Origin of the sequence: Sphingomonas trueperi (assembly GCF_011927635.1) — a bacterium.
Classification (GTDB): Bacteria; Pseudomonadota; Alphaproteobacteria; order Sphingomonadales; family Sphingomonadaceae; genus Sphingomonas; species Sphingomonas trueperi.
Window position 1 is genome coordinate 281604 of sequence record NZ_JAATJB010000001.1, and the last position, 15302, is coordinate 296905.

The following is a 15302-nucleotide window of genomic DNA, read 5'->3' on the forward strand; positions in this document are numbered from 1 at the left end:
GGGCGCGATTGCTGCACTGCAAAGCGAACCCGGTCAACTTGTTCGCGCTACCAGAGTACCTAGCTTAGCAAGATGGATTTCGTTGCATTTGCAACCCACAGCGTACGGCGGGCGATGATCGGCCAAGTGCGTGCCGTGTTCAACGATGCCGCACGTGGCGAAGCGCCGGTACAGCCGAGCGACGACGCGCTGTTCCCCCGCGATTCGGTGCTGTGGCGGGTGCATGGCGACGTGACGACGATGATGGTCGGCGGGGTCGCGGCGCTGCTGCTCCAGATGCTGCATCCGGCGGTGCTGGCCGGGGTGTGGGATCACTCGAAGTTCCGCCACGACATGCTCGGTCGGCTGCGCGGCACCGCGCGCTTCATCGCCCAGACCAGCTATGCGGCGCGCGACGAGGCCGAGGCGGCGATCGCGCGGGTGCGCAACATCCACGCGCATATCCGCGGCACCCTGCCCGACGGCACGCCCTATCGTGCCGACGATCCGCGGCTGCTCGCCTGGGTGCACGTGACCGAGGCGGTGAGCTTCCTCGACAGCTGGATCCGCTATGCCGAGCCCGGCATGTCGCGCGCCGATCAGGATCGCTATTTCGCCGAGTTCGCACAAGTTGCCGAGGCGCTGGGTGCCGATCCGGTGCCGCACAGCCGCGCCGAGGCACTGGCGCTGATCGCCGCGATGCGGGGCGAGTTGCGCTACGACGCGCGGACCCGCGAGGTTGCCCGGCTGCTGCTCGACCAGCCCGCGCCCAATCTCGCGACCAAGCCCTTCCAGGCGATGACCTTCGCCGCCGCAATCGACCTGCTGCCTGGCTGGGCGCGGCAGATGCACCATCGCTCCACCCCGCCGCTCGCCGCGCCGGCCGTGCGGCTGGGCACCCGCGGCGTCGCGGAGACGCTGCGCTGGGCGTTTCGCTGACGGCTCAGCGCACCAGCGTGAGATCGGGCCGCCCGCGCGGCCGGGTCATGCTCGCCAGCAGCAGCGTCAGCACCGCAGCGAACAGCGGCGCCAGCCACAGCGCGTTCCAGCCCCAGCGGAACTGGCTCTCGGCGCCGATCACCACCCCGCTGACGAAGCCGAGCCACAGCGCCAGATAGCGCAGCCAGCCGAAGCGATCGGCATCGCCCATCAGCGCGCCGGCAAGCTTCTGCCCCATCTTGACCAGCGAGCCGGTCATGTAGGTGAGGCCGATCGTCACTTCGCCGTCGCGCTGGAACACGCCGTTCTCGGTGCCCATCGCGGCGGCGAGCAGCAGCAGCACGACGGGCCCCGGCATCAGCGTCGCGACGATCGCGGCAAGCGTCAGCAGCAGCGTCACCGCCGCCATCACCACCGGCTGCTGGCGATGCGGCCGGGCGCGGCCGATCACGCTCGACAGGATCACGCCCGCCACGAAGCTCATCACCAGCGACGCGGCGATCGCGGCATCATAGCTGGAGCCGCTGCCGAGGCCGACGCCCAGACGCGTCGAATTGCCGCTCATGAACGAGGCGAAGAAACCGCCCAGGCTGGTGAAGGCGAGCGCATCGACGAAGCCGGCGAGCGCCGCCAGGAGGATCGCGAGCTCTATCAGCGGGGACTCGGTACGTTGCATGGCCCCTCTCTGCCCCAAGCGGCGGCTCCTCGCCAAGGCCCGTGTTTGACTTGGGCGCAGGCCGCGCGGCAAAGCGAGGACATGAACAGTTCGGTCGCCGCCCAGATCGGTCCCTTCCTGCCCTGGCTCGACCTGTTCGGCATCGCGGTGTTTGCCGCCACCGGCGCGCTCGCCGCGACGCGGCACCAGCAGACCATCGTCACCGCCACCTTCTTCGCGCTGATCACCGGGGTCGGCGGCGGCACGGTGCGCGACCTGCTGATCGGCGCGCCGGTCTTCTGGGTACACGACGCCACCGTCGCCTCGCTGTGCCTGGGCATGTCGGCGATCGTGTGGATCACGCCGCAGTATTGGTGGAGCGATCGTACCTTCGCCTGGCTCGATGCACTGGGGCTGGCCGCCTATGCCGCGTTCGGCGCCGCCAAGTCGCTCGGCTATGGCATCCCGCCGGTGCCGGCGGCGGTGATGGGGGTGGTGACCGCCTGCGTCGGCGGCATCATCCGCGACGTGCTGGCCGGCGAGCCGTCAATCCTGATGCGCCCCGAACTCTATGTGACGGCGGCCGCGCTCACCGCATCGCTGTACGTGCTGCTCAGCCTGCTCGGGCTGCCGCCCTATGCGGCAGGACTCGCCTCCGCCACTGCGGGCTTCGCGCTGCGCGGCGCGGCGATGCTCTGGAAATGGGGACTGCCCGCCTATCGCGGCAGCAAGAACTGACGCCGCCCACACCGGACCGGTCGGCAACAGCACCACAACGGTTACAAATACCAGCGCACTTGTTGCAAATTGCCGAGCATATCTGCTACAACTACAGCGCTTTTACGCTTGTACTGCGTACGATCTCGCGGAAACAGATACTTAGTGGAGGTTTGCATGAAACGCACGCTCTTCTTGAGCGCTTGCTGTGCTGCAGCAATTGCAGCTACTTCACCCGCCAATGCGGCGCAGTACAGATTCTCGATCACCGGCAGCCAGACGATCAAGTTCGTTCTCGATGCCTCGCCGACTCCGCCGGTCGTCGATCCAGGGAATTTCTTCGTGCTCGCCGGAGTCAGCGGCACCATCGACAACGTCGCCGCGACGTTCGACCTGGGCTTCGGCAGCCCGAGCTATTTCTTCAATTTCGGCCTGATCAACACCCCCACCGGTTTCGTCTCGACGGGTCTCAGCCTCTACACGGGTACCGAGGCCGCGCCGACCTTCAAGCTGGGGACGTTCACCCTCACGCCGAACACGCCCGGTCCGGCCTACAGCCTCACCATCTCGGCGGTTCCCGAACCCGCGAGCTGGGCGATGCTGCTCGCGGGCTTCGGCGCGCTCGGTACGATGGTCCGCCGGCGCCGCGACGTGACCGTGCGAGTGCGCTTCGGCGGCTGACCGTCCGGATCCGATCGCAACGCAGCCGCTCCGCACGATCGGCTGCGTTGCGGTCAACGGCATCCGAAAGCGTCCTGCGGCCTGCGGGCCTGGCAGCCTCAGTCCTTCATCGCATCGATGAGCTTCTTCACATCCTGGCTGCGCCCGCGCGGCAGCACCAGCACATCGGCGCCCGAGACCACGACGATCAGGTCCTGAACCCCGACCAGCGCGACGCGCTTGCCGGGCTCGCTCTGCACCAGGCAGTTGGTCGCCTCGATCGCCACCACATCGCCGCGCACGACGTTGCCGCCGGCATCGGGGTTGCTGATCGCGTGCAGCGCATCCCAGCTGCCGACGTCGCTCCACCCCATCGCCACCGGCACCACCGCGACGCGCGGCGCCTTTTCCATCACCGCATAGTCGATCGAGTCGGACGGGCAGGCGGCGAAGCTTTCCGCATCGGGGAAGATCCGCACGCCTTCGCGCCGCGCCTTGTCCATGGCCTGCTGCGCCGCGACCAGCATCTCGGGCGCGAATACGCTGAGCGCGCCGAGATACATGTCCGCACGGAACAGGAAGATGCCACCGTTCCAGGCATGATCGCCCGAGGCGAGCATGGCTTCGGCGCGGTCGCGCGGCGGCTTCTCGACGAAGCGATCGACGCGGTGGACGCCAGGGGCGAGTTCCTCCTCGCCGATCTTGATCCAGCCATAGCCGGTCTCGGGCGAGTCCGGCGTGATGCCGAAGGTGACCAGCCAGCCCTCGTTGACCAGCGGCAGCGCCGAATCGATCGCGGCGTGGAAGGCGTCGACATCCGAGATCACGTGGTCGGACGGCATGACGAGCATCGGCTCGCTGCCGCTGCCCGCCGCCACCGCCGCCAGGGCGATCGCCGGCGCGGTGTTGCGGCCGATCGGTTCGAGGATCAGCGCGCGTACCGACAGGTCGACTTGGGCAAGCTGCTCCTCGACGAGATCGGCATGGAAGGCGTTGGCGACGACGATCGGCGCAGTGAACCGCGGTCCCGAAGCGCGCCGCGCGGTGAGCTGGAGCATGGTCTCCTCGGCAGTCAACGAGAGCAACTGCTTCGGGCGCTCGGGCCGCGACATCGGCCAGAGGCGCGTGCCCGAGCCGCCCGAGAGAATGACAGGCGTGATCGGCTTCGAATCCGGCATGCGGAAAAGGCTCCCTGGTTCGGTGCTGTGGAGAATAGCTGGGCGGTCTTGCCCTCTGAAACAAGGATGCGCCGAAACGGTTGCGATACGAAGCAAATTTGATGCGACGGCGCGGGCTTGGCCGTTCGTTTACCCTTCTGCGCTACACCCGGCGCCGCCATGATCCGCCTGTTCAAGCATTATGTCCCGAACACCGTGCTGCTGCTCGGCCTGCTGGACGTGCTTCTGCTGGTGACGGCAGGCGAGCTGGGCTGGCAGCTGCGCGCGCACCAAGCCGGCATCGACGTCGGCCCGATCGGCGAGCGCGTGCCCCAGCTGGCGAGCTTCGCGCTGGTGCTCGAAACCGCGCTGGTGGCGCTCGGCGCGTACGGCGCGGAGGCGCTGCAGTCGCTCCGCCACGCGCTGGTACGGCTGCTCGTGTCGATCGCACTGGGCGTGCTGGGTCTCGGTTTCCTCTATTTCCTGGTCCCGCCGATCGGCTTCTGGCGCTCCAACCTGCTCTATGCGGCGGTCAGCGCGTTCGTGCTCTTGCTGCTGATGCGGGTGCTGCTCGGCAAGACGCTGGGCGGCGCGGCGTTCAAGCGGCGCATCGTCGTGCTCGGCGCCGGCCCGCGTGCGGCGCGGCTCAAGCAGCTGTCCAAGGCGCCCGGCGCCAGCTTCGCCATCGTCGGCTATGTCGCGATGAGCGACGCCAACCGCGTGATCCCCGAGGCGATCGCCCGCGACGCGATCTACAACCTCGCCGATCATGTCGTGCTGCTCAACGCCAGCGAAGTGGTGCTGGCGCTCGAGGAGCGCCGCAACGCGCTGCCGCTGAAGGACCTGCTGCGGATCAAGACCACCGGCGTCCATGTCAACGAATTCTCGACCTTCCTCGAGCGCGTCACCGGCCGCGTCGATCTCGACAGCGTCAACCCGAGCTGGCTGATCTTCTCCGACGGCTTCTCGTCGGGGCGGATGATGTCGGGGCTGTTCAAGCGGCTGTTCGACGTGACCGCCAGCCTGATCCTGCTGGTGATCGCCTTCCCGCTGGTGATCGTCACCGCAGTGCTGATCAAGCTGGAGAGCCGCGGGCCCGCGCTCTATCGCCAGCAGCGCGTCGGCCTCTATGGCCAGGCGTTCGACGTGCTCAAGCTCCGCTCGATGCGCCAGGATGCCGAGGCGCCCGGCGAGGCGGTGTGGGCGGAGGAGAACGACCCGCGCATCACCCGCATCGGCCGGATCATCCGCAAGATCCGCATCGACGAGCTGCCGCAATGCTGGAGCGTACTCAAGGGCGAGATGAGCTTCGTCGGCCCCCGGCCCGAGCGGCCGAAGTTCGTCGAGGATCTGGAGCAGGCGCTGCCCTATTATGCCGAGCGACACATGGTGAAGCCGGGCATCACCGGCTGGGCGCAGATCAACTATCCCTACGGCGCCTCGATCGACGACGCCCGCCAGAAGCTCGAATATGACCTGTTCTACGCCAAGAACTATTCGCCCTTTCTCGACCTGCTGATCCTGCTGCAGACCGCCCGCGTCATCCTATTCCCCAGCGGGGCGCGCTGATGCTCACCGCCGCGCTGAGCCTGTGGCTGCACGCTCTGGCGGCGCTGCTGTTCGCGCTGCTGCCCTTCGCGGCATCGCGCACTGGCGGCGACCCGCTGCCGCGTCAGGCATTGGCGGCGGCGCTCGGACTGACCGCGCTCGCCGCGCTCGCCACCGCCGGGATCGGCGCGGAGGAGATCGCCACCCGCTTCGTCGAGACGCTGCGCACGCTCGCCTGGCTCGCCTTCCTGCTGTTGCTCCACCGCCGCGCGGGCGAGCCGCGCCCGCCGCTGGCGCTCGGCACCGTCTATGGCGTGGTCGCGCTGGTCACCGTGGCCGCCATGGCGCTCGACATGGTTGTGACCAGCCCGTCGCCGATCACCGCCGATGCCGCATCGGTGGCGCTGCTGCTGCACCTGCTGGTCGCGGTGGGCGTGCTGGTGATGGTGCAGGCGCTCCATTCGGCGCTCGCCCACACCGCGGGCGGGGGCTTGCGCTGGACGGTGGCGGCGCTCGGCGGCTTCTGGCTGATCGACTTCGCGGTGCTGACGCTCGCCTATCTCGGCGTGCCGATGAACGGCCTGCTGCTCGTCGCGCGGGGTGCGGCTTTGGTCTGCGTCGCCGCCGCGATGGGGCTCGGGCTGCAGCGGCGCGGCGACTGGCGGGTGCGGATGTCGCGCACCGTGGCCTATCAGTCGCTGACGCTGGTCGCGGTCGGCGCCTATTTCGTGCTGCTCGCGCTGGCGACGAGTGCCTTGGCGACGCTGGGCGGGGCGCATGCCCGGCTGCTCCAGACCGCCTTCGTGTTCGGCGCCACCGCCGCGATCCTGGCGCTGGTCTCCAATTCCAGACTGCGCGGCTGGGTGAAGGTGAAGCTGGCCAAGCATTTGTTCCGCCACCGCTATGACTATCGCGCCGAATGGCTGCGCTTCACCGAGACGCTGGGCGCGCCGGGCGCCGCGCCGCTCGACCAGCGCATCGTCCGCGCCCTCGCCGACCTCACCGCCTCGCCCTCCGGCCTGCTGCTCGTCGCCGAGGAGGGCGGGCTGGTGGCGGGTGCCGGCTGGCACTGGGACCGGGCGACGCTGCCGCTGTCCGCGGACCAGCCGCTCGCGACGCATCTGGAGACGACCGGCCGGATCATCGAGGTGGATGCGGTGCGCCTCGCCCAGGCCGATGCCGCCGATGCCGATGCGACCCCCGACTGGATGCGCGAGGTCGACGCTGCCTGGGTGGTGGTGCCGCTGCTCCACCGCGGCGCGCTGGTCGGCGCGATCCTGCTCGGCCGCCCGGCGCTGGCACGGCGGCTCGATTGGGAGGATTTCGACCTGCTCAAGGCCGCCGGGCGGCAGGTGGCGAGCTATCTCGCCGAGGCGCGGGCGCAGGAAGCGCTGGCCGAGGCGCAGCGCTTCGACGAGTTCAACCGCCGCTTCGCTTTCCTGCTCCACGACATCAAGAACCTGGTCAGCCAGCTGGCGCTCACCGCGCGCAACGCCGAGCGCCATGCCGACAACCCCGCCTTCCGCGCCGACATGATCGCGACGCTGCGCGATTCGTCCGACCGGCTTAACGCGCTGCTCGCCCGGCTGGGCCAGCACCATCGCGGGCGCAGCGAGCCGCCGCGTCCCACCCCGCTGCTGCCGCTGCTCGAACGACTCGTCGCGCGCCAGCCCAGGCAGGTGCGGCTGGTGTCGGGCGCCGAGCCGGCCATCGCGCTCGCCGAGCCCGCCGCGCTCGAGCAGCTGCTCGTCCATCTGATCCAGAACGCCATCGAGGCGAGCCCGGCCGACGCGCCGGTGACGCTCGCGCTCGCCACCGACGAGGAAAACGCCATCATCGACGTGATCGATCGCGGCTGCGGCATGTCGCCCGGCTTCGTCCGCAACCGCCTGTTCAAGCCGTTCACCTCCTCCAAGCCGGGCGGCTTCGGGCTCGGCACCTTCGAGGCGCAGCAGCTGGTGCAGGGCATGGGCGGGCGGATCGAGGTCAGCTCGCGCGAGGGCCAGGGCACGCGCTTCCGCGTCGTGCTGCGCGCGGCGCCCGCGGTGGAGGCGGCGGCATGAGCGAGGCGCTGCCCAAGCTGTTGATCGTCGAGGACGATGCCGGGCTCCAGCGCCAGCTGCGCTGGGCCTATGAGGGCTATACGATCCTCGCCGCCACCACCCGCGACGAGGCGATCACGATACTCCGCGCCGAGGAGCCGCCGGTGGTGACGCTCGACCTGGGCCTGCCGCCCGATCCCGACGGCACCAGCGAAGGCTTCGCGACGCTGGAGGCGATCCTCAAGCTCGCGCCCGCCACCAAGGTGATCGTCGCCTCGGGGCATTTCGAGCGCGAGTCGATGCGCCGCGCGATCGAACTCGGCGCCTGGGACTTCTACCAGAAGCCGATCGACATCGACGCGCTGGGGCTGATCGTCGCCCGCGCCTTCCACGTCCATGCGCTGGAGGCCGAGAATCGCCGCCTCGCCGAAAAGGCCGAAACCAAGGCGGTACTGGGCGGCATGCTCACCGGGGCGCCGGAGATGCTCAAGGTCACCCGCACGATCGAGCGGGTGGCGGGTGCTGATGTCTCGGTGATGCTGCTGGGGGCGAGCGGCACCGGCAAGGAACTGCTGGCGCGGGGGCTGCACGAGGCGAGCCCGCGCCACACCGGTACCTTCGTCGCGATCAACTGCGCGGCGATTCCCGAGACGCTGCTCGAATCGGAGCTGTTCGGCCATGAGAAGGGCGCGTTCACCGGCGCGGTGAAGACCACCGAGGGCAAGATCGAGCTCGCTCAGGGCGGCACCTTGTTCCTCGACGAAGTCGGCGACATCCCGCTGCCGCTCCAGGTCAAGCTGCTGCGCTTCCTGCAGGAGCGGGTGATCGAGCGGATCGGCGGGCGGAAACCGATTGCCGTGGACACGCGTATCGTCTGCGCCACCCACCGCGACCTCGACGCGATGGTGTCGGAGGGCCGCTTCCGCGAGGATCTCTATTACCGCCTGGCCGAGATCGTGGTGCGCATCCCCTCGCTCGCCGAGCGGCCGGGCGATGCGGGGCTGCTCGCGCGGCACTTCCTCACCCGTTATGCCGAGCAGATGAAAACCGGGCCGAAGAGCTTCGCCCCCGATGCGCTCGCCGCGATCGACGCCTGGGGCTGGCCCGGCAATGTCCGCGAGCTGGAGAACCGGATCAAGCGCGCGGTGATCATGGCCGAGGGCAAGACGGTGCACGCCGAAGACCTCGATCTGGCGCCGGGCGACGCCGCGGCGATCAACCTGCGCGCGGTGCGCGAGGCGGCCGACCGGCAGGCGATCCGCCATGCACTGGCGCGGAGCGATGGCAATGTGTCAGCGGCCGCGCGACTTCTCGGGATCAGCCGGCCGACGCTGTATGACTTGCTGAAGGCCTATGATCTGCAAGCCTGAGCCCCCCTCCCGCTTGCGGGAAGGGGGATTTGGAGCGGCGGGAGAGTAGGAAACGAAGCTTACTTCTTCTTCTCGGCCTGCACCGCCGCCTGCGGGTCCTTCGCCGGCGTGCCCTCGCCCGGCGTCGCCTGCTGCACGTTCACCGACACGTCGGCGCCTTCGACGGCGCTATTGCTCTGCACCCCGGCATTGTCGGGCTCGGACCCCGCGGCGGGCGCCGCCGGCAGCGGCAGGTTCGAGCCCTGCTTGTTGAGGTACAGGATCACGTCGGCGCGCAGCTGCGGGTCCGAGATGCCGGCGAAGGTCATCTTGGTGCCGGGCGCGAACTTGCGCGGATTGGCCAGCCAGGCGTCCATCTTGTCGAGGTCCCAGCTGCCGCCGACGCCCTTCAGCGCGTCGGAAAAGGCGAAGCCGCCCTTGCCCTGCGCGATGCCCTCGCCCAGCGTGGCGTAGAGGTTGGGGCCGATGCCGTTGGCGCCGCCCTGGGTGATGGTGTGGCACGAGGCGCACTGCTTGAAGCCGCTCTCGCCCTTGGCGACGTCGCCCTTGGCCAGGCGCACCGGCAGCGGCTCGGCCGCCGCGGCACCGCCGGCCGCATCTTCAACCGCCTCGACGACATAGCCGGGGCGTTCAGGCTTTTCGGAGTGGAAATACTTCGCGCTCGCGATCGAAAGTCCCAGGGCGGCGATACCACCCGCCAGCGCCCAACCTGCGATCGTATTGAAGCGATCTTGCATTCATCCGCTCCCACCTGTGCTTTGGTTCATCTTTAGAGCGCGCCCGGCTCCGAAGGCAAGCACACTTGCGGCGGAGTTCTACGGAGGCTAGCGCCGCCGCCCATGGAGAATTTCGCCGCCCCCGCCCGCCCGATCGTCGCCCGCATGCTCGCCGAGGCCGATGCGGCACCGGCGCGGGCGGTGGCGTTCCAGGGCGCACCCGGCGCCAATTCGCATGTCGCGGTGCGCGAAGCCTTCCCCGACGCGCTGCCGCTGCCCTGCTTCTCGTTCGACGACGCGATCGACGCCGTAAAGGAAGGCCGCGCCGACCGCGCGATGATCCCGATCGAGAATTCGCTCCACGGCCGCGTGGCGGACATCCATTTCCTGCTGCCCGAATCCGGCCTGTCGATCATCGGCGAGCATTTCCTCGCGATCCGCCACACGCTGATGGGCACCGGCCCCATCGACGGCGTGCGCGAGGCGATGAGCCATCCCCAGGCGCTCGGCCAGTGCCGCCACTGGCTGAAGGCGCACGGCATCGCCCAGGTCGCCTACCCCGACACTGCGGGTGCCGCAGCGATGGTGGCCGAGCTGGCCGATCCCAAGGTGGCCGCACTCGCCCCGGCGCATGCGGCCGAGCTGTACGGGCTCAACGTGCTGGCCAGCGACATCGCGGACGCCGCGCACAACATGACGCGCTTCGTGGTGCTGTCGCGCGACGCGCCGGGGGTCACCGGCGAAGGGCCGTTCATGACCTCGCTGATCTTCGAGGTGAAGAACATCCCCGCCGCGCTCTACAAGGCGCTGGGCGGGTTTGCGACCAACGGCGTCAACATGACCAAGCTGGAGAGCTACCAGCGCGAGGCGAGCTTCTCGGCGACCGAATTCTATGCCGACATCGTCGGCAGCCCCGAGGACGCGGGCGTGATCCGCGCGCTGGAGGAACTGGGCTTCCATTCCAAATGGGTGCGGCTGCTGGGGACCTACCCGCAGGCACGGCCGCGGCCGTAAAATCTTCCCGCATTCTTGCTCCCCTCCCGAAGGCGGGAGGGGGGATAGAAGGCTACACCCCCTCCGCCCAGGCCTTGAGCAGCGTATACGCGATCGCATAGCCCGGCGGCGCCAGGAATGGCGCGTTCGGATCGCGCGCCAACGCCTGCTGCACCTGCGCGCGATCGAACCAGGCGGCATGTTCCAGCTCGTGCGCGTCGATCGCGATCTCCTCGTCGAGCGCCTCGCCGATGCACGCGATCATCAGCTGCGACGGGAACGGCCAGGGCTGGCTGGCGACATAGCGGACCGCGCCGACATGTACGCCCGATTCCTCCAGCGTCTCGCGGCGCACCGCATCCTCGATGCTCTCGCCCACCTCCAAGAAGCCGGCGAGCGCCGAATAGCGCCCCGGCGGCCAGCTCGGCTGGCGGCCGAGCAGCACCCGGTCGCCATGCTCGGCGAGCATGATCACCACGGGATCGACGCGCGGATAATGCTCGGTCCCGCAGTTCGGGCAGAGCCGGCCCCAGCCCGCGCGGAAGATGTCGCTCGGCGTGCCGCAGCGCGCGCAGAAGCCGTGCCGGGCATGCCAGTCGATCAGGCTGCGCGCCGCGGCATAGTTGGCGGCATCCTCGGGCCGGAAGGCGTCGAGGATCGCCGACAGCTCGGGCGGGCGGCCCGGCGGCAGCGGCGTGCCGGGCGCCAGCGTCTCGACGTAGCGCGGCTCGCCGTCGAGGAAGCCGAGGAACAGCAAGGGCTGGGTCGCGGCGTCGAGCCCGGTCCAGACCAGCCGCCCGTCGCCATCCAGCGTCGGCACCAGCCCGTCCATCACCAGCAGCCGCGCCCGCGGATCGGCGAGCGCCGCCGCCAGCAGTTCGGGCTCGTGGCGGACGCGGTCGTCGCGGTCCAGCGTGCCGCCGGTGAAACCGGGCGCGATCACTTGTTCAGATCGGCGTAGACGGCGGTGCGCACCGGCACCTTGAGGCCGAGTTCGGCGAGCAGGATGTTGACCATCATCGTCGCGCGGACCTGGTTCTTGGGGTCCACCCAGGCGAAGGTGCCGGCAGCGCCCGACCAGCCGAACGTGCCCTTCCCCGCGCCGCCCGGCTGGTCGGCGAGGAACACCGATCCGCCCGCGCCGAAGCCCATCGGCACGCCGGTGTCGCGCGCCATCACCGCGAGCATCGTCTTGTCGACGCCCGCCGGCAGCAGGTCGGACATGGCGAGCGCCGCCGTCTCGGGCTTGAGGATGCGCACGCCGTCCAGCGTGCCGCCATTCTGCAGCATGTGGAGGAAGCGATCATAGTCGCGCGCCGACATCGCGAGGCCCGCGCCGCCATAGGGGAAGCTCGGCTTCTTGAGATAGACCGAGGTCGCGCCCGGATCGATCGGCAGGCGATTGCCCCCCGCGATCGCATATTCGGTCGCAAGCCGCCCCGCCTCGCCGGCCGGCACCGTCCAGTAGCTGGAGGTCATCTTGAGAGGGGCAAGGATGCGGGTGTTGACGAAGCTGTCGAACGGCATGCCGCTCGCCACCTCGATCACGCGGCCGAGCACGTCGAGACCGATCGAATAGCTGAACTTGGCGCCCGGCTCGGCGATCAGCGGCAGCGTCGCGGTGCGGTTGGCGAACTCCTCCAGCGTCGCGGGGCGCGCCGGCCGCGCTGTCGCCTCGAACGAATCGCTCACTTGCGCCGGGTTGATGCCGAGGCGGTTATATTCGTTGAGCAGCGGCCCCTTGGTGATGATGTTGTAGCCGAGCCCCGCCGTGTGCGTCAGCAGGTTGCGCACCGTGATCGGCCTGGTCGCGGGGCGGCTGGTCAGGTCCTTGTTCGGATCGACCAGCACCTTCATGTCCTTGAACGCCGGGATGAAGTCGCTGATCGGCTGGTCGAGCTTGAGCTTGCCTTCCTCGATCAGGATCATCGCCGCGATGCCGGTGATCGGCTTGGTCATCGAATAGACCCGCCACAGCGTGTCGCCATTGACCTTGGGCGACGTCGGCTCGTCGGACATGCGGCCATCGACGACGATCGTCGTCGGCGCCTGGCCCTTGGCATAGGCGACGACGATGCCGGGCACCTTGCCCGAGGCGACGGTCTGGCGCGCGAAGCTCTGGACCTGGCTGGGGGCCGTCTGGGCCTGCACCACAGGCGCCTGGAGCAGCAGTGCCGCCCCGAAAAGTCCGAACACTCGCTTGGCCGTCATCGCAGTCTCCGTATCGCTCTTGCCGCCTTGGCGAAGACGGTGGGCAGACCGGCCGACTCGATGTCGGCGATCGGCCACCACTCGCCGGGGGGTGCGCTTGCATGGCGAGGGATTGTTGCAGTCGCAAGCGCCACCTCGAGATCGAAATGGGTGAAGCCGTGGCGGACGGTTTCGTTCAACATCCGCCAGTGGGCGGCGGCGGGTGCGTCGACGGCGCCCGGCGGCGACTCGCCCCAGGGCCCGGTGGGCAGCGCCCGCATGCCGCCGAGCAGCCCCTTGTCCGGGCGGCGGACCAGCAGCACGGCATTGTCGCGCTCCAGCCAGAACATCGTGCCGTGGCGCTGCGGCTTGGGCGCCTTCTTTGCCTTGACCGGATAGGTCTCGGGATCGCCCTGTGTCCGCGCGGTGCAGCCGAAGGCGATCGGGCAGAGCAGGCATTTCGGCGCACGCGCCGTGCAGATGCCGCTGCCGAGGTCCATCATCGCCTGGGCGAAGTCCCCGGCGCGGGCATCGGGCGTGATCGTGTCGGTCAGCCGCCGGATCGCCGGGCGCGATCCCGGCAGGGGATCGGCGAGCGCGAACAGCCGCGTCACCACGCGCTCGACATTGGCGTCGACCACCACCGCCCGCCGGCCAAAGGCGATCGCGGCGATCGCGGCGGCGGTATAGTCGCCGATACCGGGAAGCGCGCGCAGCCCCGCCTCGGTGTCCGGCAACTCGCCCAATCGCGCGACTTCGCGGGCGCAGGCGAGCATGTTGCGGGCCCGGGCATAATAGCCGAGCCCCGCCCAGGCGGCCATCACATCGGCATCCTCGGCCGCCGCCATCGCTGCGAAGCTCGGCCAGCGCGACGTGAATTTCTCGAAGTACGGGATGACCGTCGCGACCTGCGTCTGCTGCAGCATCACCTCGGAAAGCCACACCCGGTACGGCTCCGTCGCATCGGTACCGGGCGGCGCGCGCCAGGGCAGGCGGCGGGCATTGGCGTCGTACCAAGCGAGAAGCGCGGGGGCGATCGATTCAGGAGCGTTGTCGGGCACGCCCCGCCTATGGCATGGGGGACCCAGTATGACGAAGCCCCCCCGTGCCACCACCCGCCAGCCGCGCCCCGAGCCGCAGCGCTCGAACCGCGTCCGTGCGGTGTCCGAGCTGCTGCCGGACGTGGGCGGCGCGGCTTTCCGCAAGTTCGGCTTCGTCCAGTCCGCCGTGGTCAGCCGCTGGGGCGAGATCGTAGGCGAGCGCTATGCCCGCGTCTCCGCACCCGAATCGATTCGCTTCCCGCGCGGCAAGCGCGAGGAAGGCGTGCTGGCGCTCACCGTCTCGGGTGCGTTCGCGCCGATGATGCAGCATATCTCACCCGAGATCATCGAGCGGGTGAACCGCTTCTTCGGCTATCCCGCCGTCGCCAAGCTGGCGATCCGCCACGGCGACCTGCGCGCGCCCAAGGCCAAGCCCGCGCCGCCGCCCAGCCTCAAGCCGATCCCGGAAGCGATGGGCGACAGCCTGCGCGGCATCGCCGATCCGGAGCTGCGCGCGGTGCTCGAATCGCTCGCGGCAGGCGTCGCGGCGCAGGACGAAACCCCGGTATTCGGCCGGATCGATTGAGATGATGCAGCGACTCCTTACCCTGATGCTCGCGCTGGTGCCGCTCTTCGCGCTCGGCGCCGCCCCCGCCCCGCAGGCCAACTGGCTCACCACCGTGGTGGAGACGCCCGAGGGCGGCTATCGCCAGGGCAACCCTAACGCGGCCGTGAAGCTGGTCGAATATGGCTCGCGCACCTGCCCGACCTGCGGTCGCTTCGCCGAAGAGGGCATGAAGCCGCTGCGCGACCAGTATATCGCCACCGGCAAGGTCAGCTACGAGTATCGCGACTTCCTCGTGCACGGCGCGCCCGATCTGGCGCTGGCGCTGCTCAACCAGTGCGTCGGCACCCAGCGCTTCTTCCCCGTGCTCGACGCGATCTACGCCAACCAGCCCCAGTTCGAGGAAAAGCTGATCGCGCTGGAGAAGACGCCCGCCACGCTGGAGGCGTGGCAGAAGCTGCCGCCGGCGCAGATGGCGACACGCTTCGCCGAGAATATGGGCATGATCGCCTTCCTCAAGACGCAGGGCCTGCCCGAGGCCAAGGCCCGCCAGTGCCTCGCCGATCCCAAGGCGATCGCCCGCATCGCCAAGACCCAGGCGGACGGCGCCAATCTCTACAAGGTGGATGGCACGCCCAGCTTCTTCGTCAACGGCCGCAAGGTGCGGGCCTATAGCTGGCCCTATCTCGAGCCCGAACTGCGCGCCGCCGGCGCCTGACCCTTTCGTAACC

15 protein-coding genes are annotated in these 15302 nt (G+C 69.4%); 9 read left to right on the forward strand and 6 right to left on the reverse strand.

The window, feature by feature from the left end:
- Positions 1–114 precede the first annotated feature (114 nt).
- Positions 115–918: an oxygenase MpaB family protein gene (locus GGR89_RS01280; protein ID WP_241213368.1), complete on the forward strand. Its 804-nt coding sequence runs from the start codon at positions 115–117 to the stop codon at positions 916–918.
- A 4-nt stretch (positions 919–922) separates the two neighbouring features.
- Here the strand turns inward: GGR89_RS01280 and GGR89_RS01285 are convergent, their stop codons facing one another.
- Positions 923–1594 (reverse strand): YoaK family protein, encoded by a 672-nt coding sequence (locus GGR89_RS01285; protein WP_125975048.1) that lies wholly within the window; start codon positions 1592–1594, stop codon positions 923–925.
- An 81-nt stretch (positions 1595–1675) separates the two neighbouring features.
- Here GGR89_RS01285 and GGR89_RS01290 point away from each other — a divergent pair, with 81 nt between their 5' ends.
- Positions 1676–2311 (forward strand): trimeric intracellular cation channel family protein, encoded by a 636-nt coding sequence (locus tag GGR89_RS01290; protein WP_125975046.1) that lies wholly within the window; start codon positions 1676–1678, stop codon positions 2309–2311.
- Positions 2312–2467: 156 nt separating this feature from the next.
- Complete coding sequence (locus GGR89_RS01295; RefSeq protein ID WP_125975044.1) at positions 2468–2971, forward strand: PEPxxWA-CTERM sorting domain-containing protein; 504 nt, start codon at positions 2468–2470, stop codon at positions 2969–2971.
- A gap of 98 nt (positions 2972–3069) precedes the next feature.
- Here GGR89_RS01295 and GGR89_RS01300 read toward each other — a convergent pair whose 3' ends face one another.
- Entirely contained in the window at positions 3070–4128 is a 1059-nt protein-coding gene (locus tag GGR89_RS01300) for a mannose-1-phosphate guanylyltransferase/mannose-6-phosphate isomerase (RefSeq protein WP_206431128.1), read from the reverse strand.
- A gap of 159 nt (positions 4129–4287) precedes the next feature.
- Here GGR89_RS01300 and GGR89_RS01305 point away from each other — a divergent pair, with 159 nt between their 5' ends.
- Genes GGR89_RS01305 through prsR form a run of 3 tightly spaced genes read left to right on the forward strand, consistent with a single transcriptional unit; the run spans position 4288 to position 9067 of the window.
- On the forward strand, positions 4288–5676 hold the full coding sequence (locus GGR89_RS01305; RefSeq protein WP_125975115.1) for a TIGR03013 family XrtA/PEP-CTERM system glycosyltransferase: 1389 nt from the start codon (positions 4288–4290) through the stop codon (positions 5674–5676).
- Complete coding sequence (prsK, locus tag GGR89_RS01310) at positions 5676–7718, forward strand: XrtA/PEP-CTERM system histidine kinase PrsK (RefSeq protein ID WP_125975042.1); 2043 nt, start codon at positions 5676–5678, stop codon at positions 7716–7718. The genes GGR89_RS01305 and prsK overlap by 1 nt, the downstream gene beginning before the upstream one ends.
- The gene (gene prsR, locus GGR89_RS01315; RefSeq protein ID WP_125975040.1) at positions 7715–9067 is read left to right on the forward strand and encodes a PEP-CTERM-box response regulator transcription factor; all 1353 of its coding nucleotides are present in this window, start codon (positions 7715–7717) and stop codon (positions 9065–9067) included. Before prsK ends, prsR begins: the two co-directional genes overlap by 4 nt.
- A gap of 59 nt (positions 9068–9126) precedes the next feature.
- On the opposite strand, the gene GGR89_RS01320 is transcribed toward prsR, so the two are convergent.
- Complete coding sequence (locus GGR89_RS01320; RefSeq protein ID WP_125975038.1) at positions 9127–9804, reverse strand: c-type cytochrome; 678 nt, start codon at positions 9802–9804, stop codon at positions 9127–9129.
- 102 nt (positions 9805–9906) lie between these two features.
- Between GGR89_RS01320 and GGR89_RS01325 the strand changes: the two genes are divergently transcribed.
- Positions 9907–10797 carry a prephenate dehydratase gene (locus GGR89_RS01325; protein WP_125975036.1) on the forward strand — a complete coding sequence of 297 codons (891 nt, stop codon included), beginning with the start codon at positions 9907–9909 and terminating at the stop codon, positions 10795–10797.
- 52 nt (positions 10798–10849) lie between these two features.
- On the opposite strand, the gene nudC is transcribed toward GGR89_RS01325, so the two are convergent.
- The 3 genes from nudC to GGR89_RS01340 are packed head-to-tail and all read right to left on the reverse strand — an operon-like array spanning position 10850 to position 14027.
- Positions 10850–11719, reverse strand: a complete 870-nt coding sequence (nudC, locus tag GGR89_RS01330) for an NAD(+) diphosphatase (RefSeq protein WP_125975034.1) — start codon at positions 11717–11719, stop codon at positions 10850–10852.
- On the reverse strand, positions 11716–12987 hold the full coding sequence (locus GGR89_RS01335; RefSeq protein ID WP_125975032.1) for a serine hydrolase domain-containing protein: 1272 nt from the start codon (positions 12985–12987) through the stop codon (positions 11716–11718). The genes nudC and GGR89_RS01335 overlap by 4 nt, the downstream gene beginning before the upstream one ends.
- On the reverse strand, positions 12984–14027 hold the full coding sequence (locus tag GGR89_RS01340; protein ID WP_125975030.1) for an A/G-specific adenine glycosylase: 1044 nt from the start codon (positions 14025–14027) through the stop codon (positions 12984–12986). Before GGR89_RS01340 ends, GGR89_RS01335 begins: the two co-directional genes overlap by 4 nt.
- Positions 14028–14055: 28 nt before the next feature.
- Here GGR89_RS01340 and GGR89_RS01345 point away from each other — a divergent pair, with 28 nt between their 5' ends.
- Positions 14056–14592 (forward strand): DUF721 domain-containing protein, encoded by a 537-nt coding sequence (locus tag GGR89_RS01345; protein ID WP_125975028.1) that lies wholly within the window; start codon positions 14056–14058, stop codon positions 14590–14592.
- A 1-nt stretch (position 14593) separates the two neighbouring features.
- Complete coding sequence (locus tag GGR89_RS01350; RefSeq protein WP_125975026.1) at positions 14594–15289, forward strand: DsbA family protein; 696 nt, start codon at positions 14594–14596, stop codon at positions 15287–15289.
- The last annotated feature ends 13 nt before the right edge of the window (positions 15290–15302 follow it).

What these genes read in the sequence shown, in the direction of transcription:
- GGR89_RS01280 (WP_241213368.1), top strand. Translation starts at nt 115, where the DNA reads ATGATCGGCCAAGTGCGTGCCGTGTTCAACGATGCCGCACGTGGCGAA.
- GGR89_RS01285 (WP_125975048.1), bottom strand. Translation starts at nt 1,594, where the DNA reads ATGCAACGTACCGAGTCCCCGCTGATAGAGCTCGCGATCCTCCTGGCG.
- GGR89_RS01290 (WP_125975046.1), top strand. Translation starts at nt 1,676, where the DNA reads ATGAACAGTTCGGTCGCCGCCCAGATCGGTCCCTTCCTGCCCTGGCTC.
- GGR89_RS01295 (WP_125975044.1), top strand. Translation starts at nt 2,468, where the DNA reads ATGAAACGCACGCTCTTCTTGAGCGCTTGCTGTGCTGCAGCAATTGCA.
- GGR89_RS01300 (WP_206431128.1), bottom strand. Translation starts at nt 4,128, where the DNA reads ATGCCGGATTCGAAGCCGATCACGCCTGTCATTCTCTCGGGCGGCTCG.
- GGR89_RS01305 (WP_125975115.1), top strand. Translation starts at nt 4,288, where the DNA reads ATGATCCGCCTGTTCAAGCATTATGTCCCGAACACCGTGCTGCTGCTC.
- prsK (WP_125975042.1), top strand. Translation starts at nt 5,676, where the DNA reads ATGCTCACCGCCGCGCTGAGCCTGTGGCTGCACGCTCTGGCGGCGCTG.
- prsR (WP_125975040.1), top strand. Translation starts at nt 7,715, where the DNA reads ATGAGCGAGGCGCTGCCCAAGCTGTTGATCGTCGAGGACGATGCCGGG.
- GGR89_RS01320 (WP_125975038.1), bottom strand. Translation starts at nt 9,804, where the DNA reads ATGCAAGATCGCTTCAATACGATCGCAGGTTGGGCGCTGGCGGGTGGT.
- GGR89_RS01325 (WP_125975036.1), top strand. Translation starts at nt 9,907, where the DNA reads ATGGAGAATTTCGCCGCCCCCGCCCGCCCGATCGTCGCCCGCATGCTC.
- GGR89_RS01335 (WP_125975032.1), bottom strand. Translation starts at nt 12,987, where the DNA reads ATGACGGCCAAGCGAGTGTTCGGACTTTTCGGGGCGGCACTGCTGCTC.
- GGR89_RS01345 (WP_125975028.1), top strand. Translation starts at nt 14,056, where the DNA reads ATGACGAAGCCCCCCCGTGCCACCACCCGCCAGCCGCGCCCCGAGCCG.
- GGR89_RS01350 (WP_125975026.1), top strand. Translation starts at nt 14,594, where the DNA reads ATGATGCAGCGACTCCTTACCCTGATGCTCGCGCTGGTGCCGCTCTTC.